9 protein-coding genes are annotated in these 13,096 nt (G+C 32.9%); 8 read left to right on the top strand and 1 reads right to left on the bottom strand.

The window, feature by feature from the left end:
- The first annotated feature begins 76 nt into the window (after positions 1-76).
- The 4 genes from HNP99_RS07620 to HNP99_RS07635 all read left to right on the top strand — a co-directional run bounded on the left by HNP99_RS07620 (position 77) and on the right by HNP99_RS07635 (position 3,685).
- A complete protein-coding gene (locus HNP99_RS07620) occupies positions 77-553 on the top strand; it encodes a lipocalin family protein (protein WP_173852782.1) in 477 nt (158 codons plus the stop codon).
- A gap of 18 nt (positions 554-571) precedes the next feature.
- A complete protein-coding gene (locus HNP99_RS07625) occupies positions 572-1,267 on the top strand; it encodes a YiaD family glycine zipper/OmpA-like lipoprotein (protein WP_173852783.1) in 696 nt (231 codons plus the stop codon).
- 142 nt (positions 1,268-1,409) lie between these two features.
- Positions 1,410-2,354 carry an ABC transporter ATP-binding protein gene (locus HNP99_RS07630; RefSeq protein WP_173852784.1) on the top strand — a complete coding sequence of 315 codons (945 nt, stop codon included), beginning with the start codon at positions 1,410-1,412 and terminating at the stop codon, positions 2,352-2,354.
- Positions 2,355-2,677: 323 nt separating this feature from the next.
- Entirely contained in the window at positions 2,678-3,685 is a 1,008-nt protein-coding gene (locus HNP99_RS07635; protein ID WP_173852785.1) for a 3-oxoacyl-ACP synthase III family protein, read from the top strand.
- 97 nt (positions 3,686-3,782) lie between these two features.
- Here HNP99_RS07635 and HNP99_RS07640 read toward each other — a convergent pair whose 3' ends face one another.
- A complete protein-coding gene (locus tag HNP99_RS07640; RefSeq protein WP_173852786.1) occupies positions 3,783-6,197 on the bottom strand; it encodes a TonB-dependent receptor in 2,415 nt (804 codons plus the stop codon).
- 445 nt (positions 6,198-6,642) lie between these two features.
- Here HNP99_RS07640 and argS point away from each other — a divergent pair, with 445 nt between their 5' ends.
- Genes argS through HNP99_RS07660 form a run of 4 tightly spaced genes read left to right on the top strand, consistent with a single transcriptional unit; the run spans position 6,643 to position 13,092 of the window.
- Positions 6,643-8,421, top strand: coding sequence for an arginine--tRNA ligase (gene argS, locus HNP99_RS07645; protein ID WP_173852787.1), 1,779 nt, complete (start codon positions 6,643-6,645; stop codon positions 8,419-8,421).
- Between the two features lie 35 nt (positions 8,422-8,456).
- Positions 8,457-9,974 carry an SGNH/GDSL hydrolase family protein gene (locus HNP99_RS07650; RefSeq protein ID WP_173852788.1) on the top strand — a complete coding sequence of 506 codons (1,518 nt, stop codon included), beginning with the start codon at positions 8,457-8,459 and terminating at the stop codon, positions 9,972-9,974.
- Positions 9,964-11,388: a LysM peptidoglycan-binding domain-containing protein gene (locus tag HNP99_RS07655; protein ID WP_173852789.1), complete on the top strand. Its 1,425-nt coding sequence runs from the start codon at positions 9,964-9,966 to the stop codon at positions 11,386-11,388. Before HNP99_RS07650 ends, HNP99_RS07655 begins: the two co-directional genes overlap by 11 nt.
- A 39-nt stretch (positions 11,389-11,427) precedes the next feature.
- Positions 11,428-13,092 (top strand): MBOAT family O-acyltransferase, encoded by a 1,665-nt coding sequence (locus HNP99_RS07660; protein ID WP_173852988.1) that lies wholly within the window; start codon positions 11,428-11,430, stop codon positions 13,090-13,092.
- Positions 13,093-13,096: the final 4 nt, after the last annotated feature.

Raw genomic sequence — 13,096 nt, forward strand, 5'->3', positions numbered from 1 at the left:
TTCTAGAATATTACTACTGTACAATTCATAATGGATTGTATCTTTGCATCAGTTAAATATTAAAACGAAAACCAAAATGAAAAAACTAATTTTCTTAGCAGCAATAGCAGTAATGCTTTTCTCATGCAAGCCTGCATCAGTTGCCAATACACAGTTAAATAAAGGGTCTCAAGTAGCAGTAAAAGGGGAGTGGACAATTACCGCTGTAAATTATCCAGGATCAGAAGTAATAAAAGTAAATTCATTCCAGATTGCCGATTCAAAATGTTTTGTAGGTAGTACTTGGAAGTTTATTTCGAATAACAATAAAGGAGAAATGGCTTTAACTAGTTATGACTGTCCTGCTTTTAATTCTCCAATCACATGGTACATTAATAAGGACGGGCAATTCATTCTTAAAATTTTAGATGCTGGTGAAAAGGCTAAAAAAGTTAGAGATGGTTATATCTTAACAGTGGCGAACCAAACGGAAACTTCTTTTCAATTGGTTGACAAAATCAACGTGGGTGGAAAATTAACGGATGTTATTTACCAATTTCAAAAATCAAACTAATAAACTAAATAATCTATTATGAAAAAGATTTCTATACTTTCAATGGCCTTAGTAATGGCTATGGGTTCACTGTTTACAAGCTGTGATGCTGTAAAAAACACAAATAACACTCAAAAAGGTGCTGGAATAGGTGCCGTAGCTGGAGCGGTGCTAGGTGGAGTTCTAGGAAACAACTTAGGTAAAGGTGGTAATACTGCTGTAGGTGCTGTTCTAGGTGGAGTTGTTGGTGGAGTTGCCGGTGGTGTTATTGGTAATAAAATGGACAAACAAGCAAGACAAATTGATCAAGCAATTCCTGGTGCAGAGGTAGAAAGAGTAGGAGAAGGGATCAAATTAGTATTGAATGAAAATGCAGTACGTTTTGATACTAACAAATCTAGTCTAACTGCTGCTGCAAAAGCGAATTTAGATAAATTAATACCGGTATTTCAAGAATATGCTGATACTAACATAACTATTTTTGGATATACTGATAGTTCAGGACCTGCTGATTTTAACTTGAAACTTTCAGGTGAAAGAGCAGCTTCAGTAAGAGATTACTTAGTGTCTAAAGGATTAGTTTTAGGTAGATTTACAGTAACTGGTTTAGGTATTGCTGACCCAATTGCAACAAATGAAACTTCAGCTGGTAAAGCGCAAAACCGTCGTGTTGAATTTGCTATTACTGCAAATGAAAAAATGCAACAAGACGCTCAAAAAGAATCAGGAAACTAAGCAATTTGCTTTTTTTTTATAACATAAAAAAGTCGTTTCGTTTTAGGATGAAACGACTTTTTTTATTTTAATTATCATTTCATTTCCGTTATTTCTAGTAAAGAAATCTATCTTTGTATCCTTAAAATTTCATATCATAAAAATGCTTCAAGTTCAAAACATCTCTTTTGGTTATAACGAAAAACCCGTTTTAAAAAACATCAATTTCACTATTGAAAAAGGACAGAATATTGCTGTTATTGGTGAGAGTGGTTGTGGTAAAAGTACTTTACTAAAACTAGTTTATGGCTTGTATGATTTAGATGAAGGAGCAATTACATGGGGCGATAAAAAGGTTACTGGGCCTAAATATAACTTGGTTCCTGGAATGCCTTTTATAAAATATCTTGCCCAGGATTTTGATTTAATGCCGTACACTACAGTTGCTGAAAACGTGGGTAAGTTTTTATCTAATGGTTTTAACGCCTTGAAAAAACTACGTGTCGAACAGTTATTAGAAATGGTCGAAATGACCGAATTCGCAAACGTTCAGGCCAAATATTTAAGTGGAGGACAGCAACAACGTGTGGCACTAGCAAGAGTTCTTGCTAATGAACCTGAAATTTTATTGCTAGACGAACCTTTTAGTCATATTGATAACTTTAGAAAAAACGCTTTAAGACGTAATTTGTTTGCTTATTTAAAGACCAAAGGAATTACATGTATTGTAGCCACTCATGATAGCACAGATGCATTGTCCTATGCTGATGAAACAATCGTTTTACAAAACGGAATGATGGTAGACAAAGCCAACTCATTTAGTTTGTATAACAACCCAATAAATAAATATGTTGCTTCTCTTTTTGGAGAGGTAAACGAGTTGAAATTATCTCAGTTAGTTCCTGTTGATGGTGCCGATGAAACAGTTTTGTTATATCCTAACCAATTAAAAGTGGTCGATAACGGGATGCTTAATGCGGTGGTGAAACAGTCGTATTTTAAAGGCGGTTATTATTTAATAAAAGCAGTCTTTGATAGAAAAGTAATTTTCTTTGAACATGACCGTCCGTTGCCAGTCAATGAAACAGTGACACTAATGATTTCATAAATATAAAATGCTTTCAGAAACGAGTATTCTGTGGGTGTTTTAAACTACATTTTAAAATGAAATTATTATCGGTACTATTTTTATCGAAAATAATTCAAATGAACAAAATTTTAGACAATAATTATTTTACTGAAAGCGTAGTAGATTAGTAAGATTATAGTTGTTTTTATTGGTTGAATAAGCAATTTGTTACTTTTGAAAAACTAGGGGTAAATTCACTAGTTTCTCTTAAAAAATTGCTATTTGTTAAAAAATCAGTAATTTGTACGTTTATATTTTAAAGTATTTTTAAATTTGCAATCTTATTTTAATAAAACAACAATATGTATCATTCAAAAATTGCGGGATTAGGATATTACGTTCCTTCCAATGTTGTAACTAACGATGATTTAACAAAAATCATTGACACAACAGACGAGTGGATTCAGGAACGAACTGGTATTGAGGAGAGAAGACACATTATAAGAGGAGAGGATACAACTACATCTATGGGAGTTAAGGCTGCTGAAGTAGCTATTGAACGCTCTGGTGTGGCTAAAGAAGATATTGATTTTATAGTTTTTGCTACATTAAGTCCAGATTACTATTTTCCTGGGCCAGGTGTACTTGTACAACGTGATTTAGGTTTAAGAACAATAGGTGCTCTTGATGTAAGAAATCAATGTTCGGGATTTATTTATGCGTTATCTGTTGCAGATCAGTATATTAAAACCGGAATGTATAAAAATATTTTGGTAATTGGTTCTGAGGTGCATTCTACAGGTTTAGACATGACGACTCGTGGACGCGGTGTATCAGTAATTTTTGGTGATGGAGCTGGAGCAGCTGTTTTAAGTAGAGAAGAAGACTTGACTAAAGGAATTCTTTCTACACATTTACACTCTGAAGGGCAACATGCCGAAGAATTAGCACTTATTGCACCAGGAATGGGAGCAAGATGGGTGACGGATATTATTGCAGACAATAATCCTGATGATGATAGTTATTTTCCACATATGAACGGACAGTTTGTATTTAAAAATGCTGTAGTTCGTTTTGCTGAGGTAATTAATGAAGGGCTTGAAGCCAATAATCTAAAGGTATCTGATATTGATATGTTGATTCCGCATCAAGCAAACTTGAGAATTTCTCAGTTCATACAAAAGAAATTTGAGCTTACGGATGACCAAGTTTTTAATAACATTCAAAAATACGGAAACACCACTGCTGCTTCTATTCCAATTGCTTTAACCGAAGCATGGGAAAAAGGAAAAATTAAATCTGGAGACACTGTAGTTTTGGCTGCTTTTGGAAGTGGATTTACTTGGGCAAGTGCGGTTATTAAATGGTAATTTTATACCAATAAAAACATCCTTTTGAAATATAAAAAAACCCGAAGTCATCATGACTTCGGGTTTTTCTTTGGGTAACCTTATTTTTATAGTTAGTTTATAGAACGCCGCCTCCTTGGCTTTCATTTTTGTCTCTTTGTTTTCTTTCAGCGGCTTTATTTTTTCCACTTCCAAAACGGTAATTAAATCCTAAATACACTGTTTGACTTTCCCAATTGAACTGCCCGTTTGTTTTGTAGGGTTTGTCATTATTAAAAGCAAAACGCATGGTGTTAAATACATCACTAAAACGAGCACTAACCGTTCCATTTCCTTTTAGAACAGTATAACTTGTTCCAATATCCATTTTCCACATTTTAGCAACGTTAAACTGAATACTGCGTTCTCTTCCTCTGTACATGGCAAACAACTGCACACGCAAATCTTTGGTTGGTTTAAAAGTATTGTTGATTCGGGCATTAAAAGTGGTGGCATCTATTGTTTCAAATTCGTAGTTTCCAGGAGTAATTTCGATAGTTCCTTTAATTTTCCTTTGATAAGCATCTAAACTAACGTTAGCGCTCCACCATTTTTTAAAATCTAAATTTCCTGACACCTCAATTCCGTAGGCGTTGTTATTGTCAAAATTGGCATAGGATAACACTTGTTTGTTTGGATTTTCTAAATTGGTAAAAAGTACTCTATTGATTTCGTTTTCAATTTTTCTATAAAAAACGCCTGAAGTAATCGAACCTATTTTTGTTTTTCTAGTATAATTCAATTCAAAGGAGTTGGTAAATTGCGGTACAAGATTTGGGTTTCCTTCTGAATCTAATGTTGCAGTACTCCATTCTCTAATTGGGTTCACTTGATCAATACTTGGTCGGTCTACGCGTCGTGAAAAGCTTAAATTAAAGGAGTTGTTTTCACTAGGGTTGTAATTCAAGAAAGTAGAAGGGTATATACTTAAAATGTCGTCGTTAAATTTTCCGTTAGCTTCAGCCACTTGTTGAAATAAAGCATCAACATTATATTGCTCCAAACGCGCTCCTGCTTGAAAACTCCATTTTTTCCACTGTTTACCCAGTGTAGCATAACCTGAGTAGATATTTCGATCATAAGTAAAATTAGAACCATAGACTTGGTCTCTAAATAAATTGTTATCTGTAGTTTCTTCTCTAAGTTCTAAACCCAATTCTAATTTTATGGTTTCACTCAATGGATTCACATAGTCAAGATTCACAATGGTACTTTTGCTAAGTACACGCACATCATTAATGAAAGAGTTAATAAGTGTATTGCTGTCTTTATTTAAGTTGGTGTAAATTGCATTTTCACGACTGTCATCTTCACCATAATTAGCTTCAAGCTCTAGATTGTGTCCTTCTTTTTTGAAATTTATTTTGTAATCAAAATTATACGTTTGACCTTGATTGTCTTGACTATTTTGATAGGGTTGTAACAAGTCTACATTTGTGGTGTTAGAAACATAATCTACTGAGGTACTTCCTAAACCTTTTGAATTAAAAAACACTTGATTGGTATAAAATGATAAGGTATTGTTGTCGTTGAGGTAATAATCTACACCTACTTTAGCAAGATGAGAGGTGTTTAAGTTATCAAATTGAAAATGCTGTGTGTTTTCTTTGTCTTCTTCCTCGCTTACAATTACTCCTCTATTAAGGCGCTTGCCGTGATTAAGCCCATAATTACCATAAAAATTAAATTTTCCGTTGCGATAGTTTAGGTCGAAAGCTGAATTTACTTTGGGTGTTTTCCCAAATGTGATTCCGTTATTGATACTGCCATTAAAACCTATTTTGCTGTTTTTATTCAATACGATATTGATAATTCCGCTCATTCCTTCTGGATTGTATTTTGCCGATGGATTGGTAATCAACTCAATTTGTTTGATAGATGCTGACGGAATTTGTTGCAGTATTTGCGATGCGTCAATCGTAGATGGTTTTCCGTCTATTAAAACTTTTACATTTGAGTTTCCTCTTAAACTAATCGCGTTTGTTTGCGGATCAACACTTACTGAGGGAATGTTATTCATTATTTCGCTGGCTGTTGCTCCAGTCGAAATTAAGTCTTTGCCCACATTAATGATTTTTCGATCTATTTTTTGAACAATAGTCGATTTCTCACTTACGATATTAACTCCTTGCAATTCAATCGCATTTTCTTGAAGTGAAATGGTACCCAAATCCAGGTTTTTATTATCGCTTGATAAAGTGATGGTTTTTAAAATCGTTTTGTAACCCATAAACTGAATTTCGACATTGTAATTCTTTAAATCTAAATTTTTAATGTAAAAAAATCCTTTGTCAGAAGTGACTCCAGCTGTGATTAACTGGTTAGCTTCTTTAATTACAACGTTCACATAAGGAAGCGATTCACTTGTTTTTAAGTCGATAATTTTCCCTGAAACGCTTCCTTGTTTTTCTGAAAGATTGGTTGTGACTGCATTTTGCGCTTGCATGGAAACTAAGGTTCCAAAAAAGCATACTAATAATAGTTTGATTTTCATGATTGATGATTTTTGATTTAATATTTGATTGATTTTTCAAAGGTATTGTTTTTATCATAATATTATGTATTGCATAGTACTGTTTTATATAATTTATTTTTAAAATTGTACGCTTATTTACTTCAAAGACTGTTTTTACAACGCTTTGTTACTTATAAAATAAAAAAGTAAAAATGAAAATAAATTAATAAAAAAGGAAAAGGATTACAGTTTTGTTTGTCTTTTGTAGATTTGGAATTAATAAAAGTCAGCAAATGACTTTTAAATTGAAACGAAATGCAATGCTGTTTTTAAATTTAATTTGGCTGAAAAGCCAATCCTAAAGAGTGGCTGGGTAACTTTCGATAAATAAAAGGCGCTTTTTTTACTTTTTTGAAGCCTAATACTACTTTTTTGCGAACATATTAGTTAATTAGAATTATCTTTGCACTCTAAAATTATATTCATGACATTACCAGAAATTCTTACACCTTCTATTGAGAAAGCAATTCAGACTTTATTTGACGTTACTATTGACAAAGTTGAATTTCAAACTACTCGCAAAGAATTTGAAGGGGATATAACAATGGTTATTTTTCCTTTATTGAAAGTAATTAAAAGTAATCCTGTAGAATTAGGAAATAAAATAGGGAACTACTTAGTCGAAAACCTTGATGAGGTAAGTAGATTTAATGTTGTTTCTGGTTTTTTAAACATAGTGATATCAGATGCTTATTATCTGAATTTTTTCAACGGAATCAAAGACGAATCAAAATATGGTTTTGTTACTCCTAATCCAGATGACAAAGCGATTATGGTGGAGTATTCTTCGCCAAATACCAATAAACCCTTGCATTTAGGTCACGTACGTAATAACTTATTAGGTTATGCTGTTGCTGAAATTATTAAGGCTTCAGGTAAAAAAGTGTACAAAACCCAAATTATTAACGACCGTGGAATCCATATTTGTAAGTCGATGTTGGCTTGGCAGAAATTTGGTAACGGAGAAACTCCTGAAAGTACTGGTTTAAAAGGGGACAAATTAGTAGGGAACTATTATGTTGCATTTGATAAAGCTTATAAAGAACAAATTGCTCAGTTAATGAGTGACGGTAAAACAGAAGAAGAAGCAAAAAAACAAGCACCAATTATTATTGAGGCGCAAGAAATGCTTCAAAAATGGGAAGCTGGAGATGCTGCTGTAAAAGAATTGTGGGCAAAAATGAACCAATGGGTTTATGATGGTTTTGCTATTACATATAAAAATTTGGGCGTTGATTTTGATAAATATTATTACGAAAGTAATACGTATTTATTAGGGAAAGATGTAGTAAATATAGGTCTGGAGAAAGGTATTTTTGAAAGAGATCCTGACGGTTCAGTTTGGATTGATTTGAGTGATGAAGGTTTAGATCGTAAAATTGTACTGCGTTCTGACGGAACTGCGGTTTACATGACACAAGATATAGGAACGGCTATTCAACGTGTAAAAGACATGGCTGATGTAGGCGGAATGGTTTATACAGTAGGGAATGAGCAAGATTATCACTTTAAAGTGTTGTTCTTAATCCTTAAAAAATTAGGTTTTGATTGGGCTTCAAGCTTGTATCACTTATCCTATGGAATGGTTGATTTACCTTCTGGAAAAATGAAAAGTCGTGAAGGTACAGTGGTAGATGCTGATGATTTAATGCAAGAAATGACGAGTACAGCTCAAAAAATTTCTGAAGATTTAGGAAAACTTGATAGTTATTCTGATGAAGAGAAAACAAATTTGTACAATACAATTGGTTTAGGAGCGTTAAAATATTACATTTTAAAAGTTGATCCTAAAAAGAGAATCCTTTTTAACCCAGAAGAATCTGTAGATTTTGCTGGAAACACAGGGCCTTTTATTCAATATACATACGCAAGAATTCAGTCGATTATTCGTAAAGCTAATTTTGATTTTTCTAACAATTCAGGAATGCTAAGCCTTCATGAAAAAGAAAAGGAATTGTTGAAACAAATTGAGTTATTCCCTGAGGTGATTCAAAATGCAGCTCATAATCATAGTCCTGCTTTATTAGCTAATTTTACTTATGATTTAGTTCGTGAGTATAATTCTTTCTATCAAGCAGTACCTATTTTAGGAGAAGAGGAAATGAGTAAAAAAGTTTTTAGAGTACAACTTTCTAAAAAAGTAGCTAATATTATTGCTGCTTCTTTTGGATTACTTGGAATCAATGTTCCAGAACGCATGTAATTATTACATACTATTTAACTGTTTAATGTTTTAAAGTGAATACACCGAAAAGTTATTTTTTTCAATCATTTTTGATTATTCTTTTAGCCACACTATTTTTTATAGGAATAAAAGAAGTATTACCCAAACAACTTTTTTCTGAAAAGGAAGCTGGTACTAAAAACGTACTTATCGATAGTATGTTAATTGATGCAATAAATGCAGATAAGAATATAGAGCAACAAGGAGTAATGGGTGATTCTATTACTCCTGGTGCTACTGATTCTCTGGGTAATCCTATCCTTAATCAGCAAGTTGCGAGTAGTTCAAACCTAGGAGTTGTATTTTCGGGTGAATCTTACGAAAACTACAATGGAACGCAATTTTTAAGCGCGTTCTATGAAAAGTTATTCCAAATAGAAACCAACCACAAAGGAAAAGTTCGCATTGCTTATTTTGGCGATTCAATGACTGATGGCGATTTTATCGTTCAAGATTTCCGTAGTGAATATCAAAATAAATTTGGCGGTGAAGGAGTTGGTTTTGTTGCGATAACTTCTGAGTCAGCATCATCGCGTAGTTCTGTAACGCACCAGTATTCTAAAAACTGGAAAATGCAATCGTACTTGAATGTTAAAAATCCCATTAGGCCATTTGCTGTAAATGGTCATGTGTTTTTTGCAAATGATACAATAAATAAAACCTGGGTTAAATACCAAGCAGGAAGAGGTAAAAATACCTCACAGTTAAATAACCCTACGTTGTTCTACGGAAGTGCTGCCAATCAAAATGGTTTTATTTCGTACCAAATTAAGAACGATACGATTATTAAAAAATTAAATCCTACTAAGATTTTAAATACTATTCAGCTTGCGCCAAATAACTTACAAGCGGTAACTATTGCTTTTAAGAAAGCAAAATCGATTCCTATTTACGGAGTGAATTTTGATAACGGAAAGGGAGTTCACGTTGATAATTTTTCGCAACGTGGAAATTCTGGAATCCCAATATCTAAATTTGATGTGCCTTTAATGAATGCTTTTCAGCAAAAGTTAGGTTACGACCTGATTGTATTGCATTATGGGACTAATGTTTTAAAATACGGAACGTTAGATTTTAGTTGGTACGATAAAAGTATGACTAGAACGGTTGAACGTTTGCAAAAAAGTTTTCCTGGAGCGGCTATTTTAATTATTTCTACAGCAGATAAGTCGTCTAAATATGATGCAGTTATGAAAACAGATTCCGCTGTAGTACCACTTACCAATTCTCAAAAGAGGTATGCCGCAAAAACAAAATCAGCATATATCGATTTGTATAAATTAATGGGAGGTGATGGTTCTATGGCAAAATGGGTAGAGCAAGATCCACCTTTAGCAAATAAGGATTATACCCATTTTAATTTTAGAGGAGCTAAAAAAATTGGCGGTATGTTATTCCAAGAATTAGATAAAGGATACGAAAAATACAAGCTTTTGCGAAAGCGAGCAAATCCAATAAATCAAAATACTACTGCTGTGAAAATCAAATCAGATAGTATTACAAACAATCAAGAAAGTACCAATGGGCAATAAATTATATCTGTTATTTTTAATTGGGTTCATTAGCTTTAAAGGCTGTTCACAAACAAAGGATACCACTGACACTACTGTAACTATGGACGAAAACATTAGCAACAAATCGGTTTCTCATTCATATAACGATGAAAATGGAATTCAGAATAGTATTGAAATAGCCTCTTTTTTAGCCAAGCTAAAGCAGTTAAAACACGATAACTCAGGTCAAATTAATATTGTACATATTGGGGACTCTCATATTCAAGCAGATTTGATGACCAATGAGATTCGGGAGAATTTGCAAGATTATTTTGGAAATGCAGGTAGGGGCTTTATTTTTCCGCATAATTTGGCTAAAACCAATGGATCATCTGATTTTCGATTTTCATCAAATGTAATCTGGAAAAACTATAGAAATATTTTCCCTGATAATGGAGATCCCATTGGACTGAGCGGGATTTTATTAAGTACTAATTCTAAAAAATTAGTATTGCAGTTAAATGCTAAAGAAGCTGCAAATGATTTTAATACTATAAAAATCATTACACCAGAGAATAAAGATTTATTTGAAATAGCAACTTCTAAAGAAGCCATTATTTTAAAATCTACTGCGCCTAAAGTGATTGTTCATAAGATTAAAAGAGGCGAAACTATATCAGAAATTGCTGAGAAATATGGTGTCACTGCAGCACAATTAAAAAAAGCAAACGGATTAAAATCAACCCGAATCGCTTTTGGTAAAACCTTAAAAATCCCTACTAAGGAAACTAAGGAAGTGTCAGTTTCAGAGTCTTATTTTAAGCCGTTAGATTTATTAGCTACTAATAATTACCATTATTACCACTCTGATGAAGCTTTGCGTAAAATATATTTGTTACCTAATAAAGAACAATCAGATTATGTATTAAGCGGTGTTGTGTTAGAAAATGACAAACCTGGGATACTATATCATAACCTAGGGGTTAACGGAGCTAAATTTTCTGATTACAATAAATACCCTTTGTTTTTTGAGCAGTTAAAAGGATTACAACCTAATTTAATAGTTGTTTCTTTTGGTACTAATGAGTCTTACGGGAAATTTACCAATGAGGAGTTCATGAGCCAATTAGAACTGTTTATAAAAAATGTAAAAAAGGCCAATCCTAATTCAGCAATTTTAGTTTTGACGCCGCCACCGTCCTTTTTAGCACATCATAAATTAAATACAATTGTTGATGGTTATTGTGATGAAATTAAAAAAGGAGCGATTCAAAATCAATATGCAGTATATGATTTGTATTCCCAACTAGGAGGTTTGCACGGAGTAGAGAAAAACTTTAAAAACGGAATAATAGCCGCAGATAGAGTGCATTATACTGTTGCGGGTTATCAATTACAAGGTGCCTTAGTTTCAGAAGAGATTATTAAAACATTTCATAATTATAATAAGTAATAATAAGTGGATATTTTATCAGCATTACAAAATTGGTTCATGCAAACTTATGGACAAATTTCACTAGATGAAATTGGGAATTGGTTTGTTTACAATCCTAAAGAGCCTATTTTATTTAATACGGCTTTCTTTCTAGGAGTGTTCTTAGTTTTTTATCCTATTTATATTTTAACGACAAAAGTAAGTTCACGTATATATCGTAATATCTATGTGTTTGCCTTTTCGCTATTTTTCTATTATAAGTCAAGTGGTGTTTATTTTTTATTATTACTTTTTTCGGGAGTAATAGATTTTACTTTAGCCAAGTTTTTATACCAAGAAACAAACGAGCGTTTCCGGAAATTTTTCATTATCGTCAGTGTGCTTTTTAATTTGGGTTTCCTAGGTTATTTTAAGTATGCTAACTTTATGATTGTGAGTTATAATGGACTATTTGAAGGACATTTATCGTTGCAGAATATTATTCTTCCTGTTGGGATTTCGTTTTATACTTTTCAGTCAATGAGTTACATTATTGATATTTATAGAAGAGAACTAGAGCCTACAAAGAACTTTTTTGACTACATGTTTTTTGTGTCTTTCTTTCCACAATTAGTCGCAGGGCCTATTGTAAGAGCATCTGAGTTTATTCCGCAAATTTATAAAAAGACAACACTATCTCGTTCTGACGTTAATAATGCCTTGTTTATGATTATAGGAGGATTGATAAAGAAAACAGTAGTTTCTGATTATATCTCGTTGAATTTTGTTGATCGTGTTTTTGATGCGCCAAAGAGTTATACCGCCTTTGAAAATTTAATGGCTGCCTATGGATATACGTTACAAATTTATTGTGATTTTTCAGGATATTCTGATATGGCCATTGGTATTGCTTTGTTAATGGGCTTTAAATTATCAACAAACTTTGTAACTCCCTATAAGTCGGCTTCTATTACTGAATTCTGGAGACGATGGCACATCTCGTTATCCACATGGTTGCGTGATTATTTATACATCACAATAGGAGGGAATCGCAGCGGCTCATTTGCTGGATTTTTATTCCCATCAGTATTTTTTGGAGGGTTATTAATTTATGGGTTTTTACAATTTGCTGTTTCACCTATTCCATTAATTATAGGTATTGTTGCTGCAATTGTCTTTATCCTGACAATAGTTTTTTCTAAAAATTCAGAAAAGACAATGTATACCAATGTCAATATGATGACCACAATGTTGTTAGGCGGTTTCTGGCATGGAGCCAGTGTTCGTTTTATTGTTTGGGGTGCTTTGCATGGTTTGGCTTTGGCAGTAAATAAAGTTTTTGCCGAATATTTTCCTGATAAAAAAGGAGCAAAGTGGACAATTAATAAGGGGTTTTTTCATGTGATTTCTGTTTTAATCACCTTTCATTTTGTTGCTTTCTGTTGGATTTTCTTCCGTGCAGGGACTTTTGCAATAGCATTAGATGTATTAAATTCTATACAGCAAGTAACTTTTGATCCATCACAGTGGTGGGTTATTGCTCAAGGATATGAAAACGTATTTATTGTAATGCTTTTTGGTTTTGCTTGGCATTTTCTTCCTGCAAGAATAGTCGAATTCAATAAATCAATCTTTGATAAAATGCCTATTGTATTTAAAGCTTTTGCATTAGCTATGACATTTTGGGTGGTGTATGCAACCTCTACAAGTGGGCCACAACCATTTATTTATTTCCAGTTTTAATACT

It is taken from the genome of Flavobacterium gelidicaeli (assembly GCF_013294005.1).
GTDB lineage: Bacteria > Bacteroidota > Bacteroidia > Flavobacteriales > Flavobacteriaceae > Flavobacterium.

Coding starts and splice junctions, on each gene's coding strand:
- HNP99_RS07620 (WP_173852782.1), top strand. CDS start 77: ATGAAAAAACTAATTTTCTTAGCAGCAATAGCAGTAATGCTTTTCTCA.
- HNP99_RS07625 (WP_173852783.1), top strand. CDS start 572: ATGAAAAAGATTTCTATACTTTCAATGGCCTTAGTAATGGCTATGGGT.
- HNP99_RS07630 (WP_173852784.1), top strand. CDS start 1,410: ATGCTTCAAGTTCAAAACATCTCTTTTGGTTATAACGAAAAACCCGTT.
- HNP99_RS07635 (WP_173852785.1), top strand. CDS start 2,678: ATGTATCATTCAAAAATTGCGGGATTAGGATATTACGTTCCTTCCAAT.
- HNP99_RS07640 (WP_173852786.1), bottom strand. CDS start 6,197: ATGAAAATCAAACTATTATTAGTATGCTTTTTTGGAACCTTAGTTTCC.
- argS (WP_173852787.1), top strand. CDS start 6,643: ATGACATTACCAGAAATTCTTACACCTTCTATTGAGAAAGCAATTCAG.
- HNP99_RS07655 (WP_173852789.1), top strand. CDS start 9,964: ATGGGCAATAAATTATATCTGTTATTTTTAATTGGGTTCATTAGCTTT.
- HNP99_RS07660 (WP_173852988.1), top strand. CDS start 11,428: ATGCAAACTTATGGACAAATTTCACTAGATGAAATTGGGAATTGGTTT.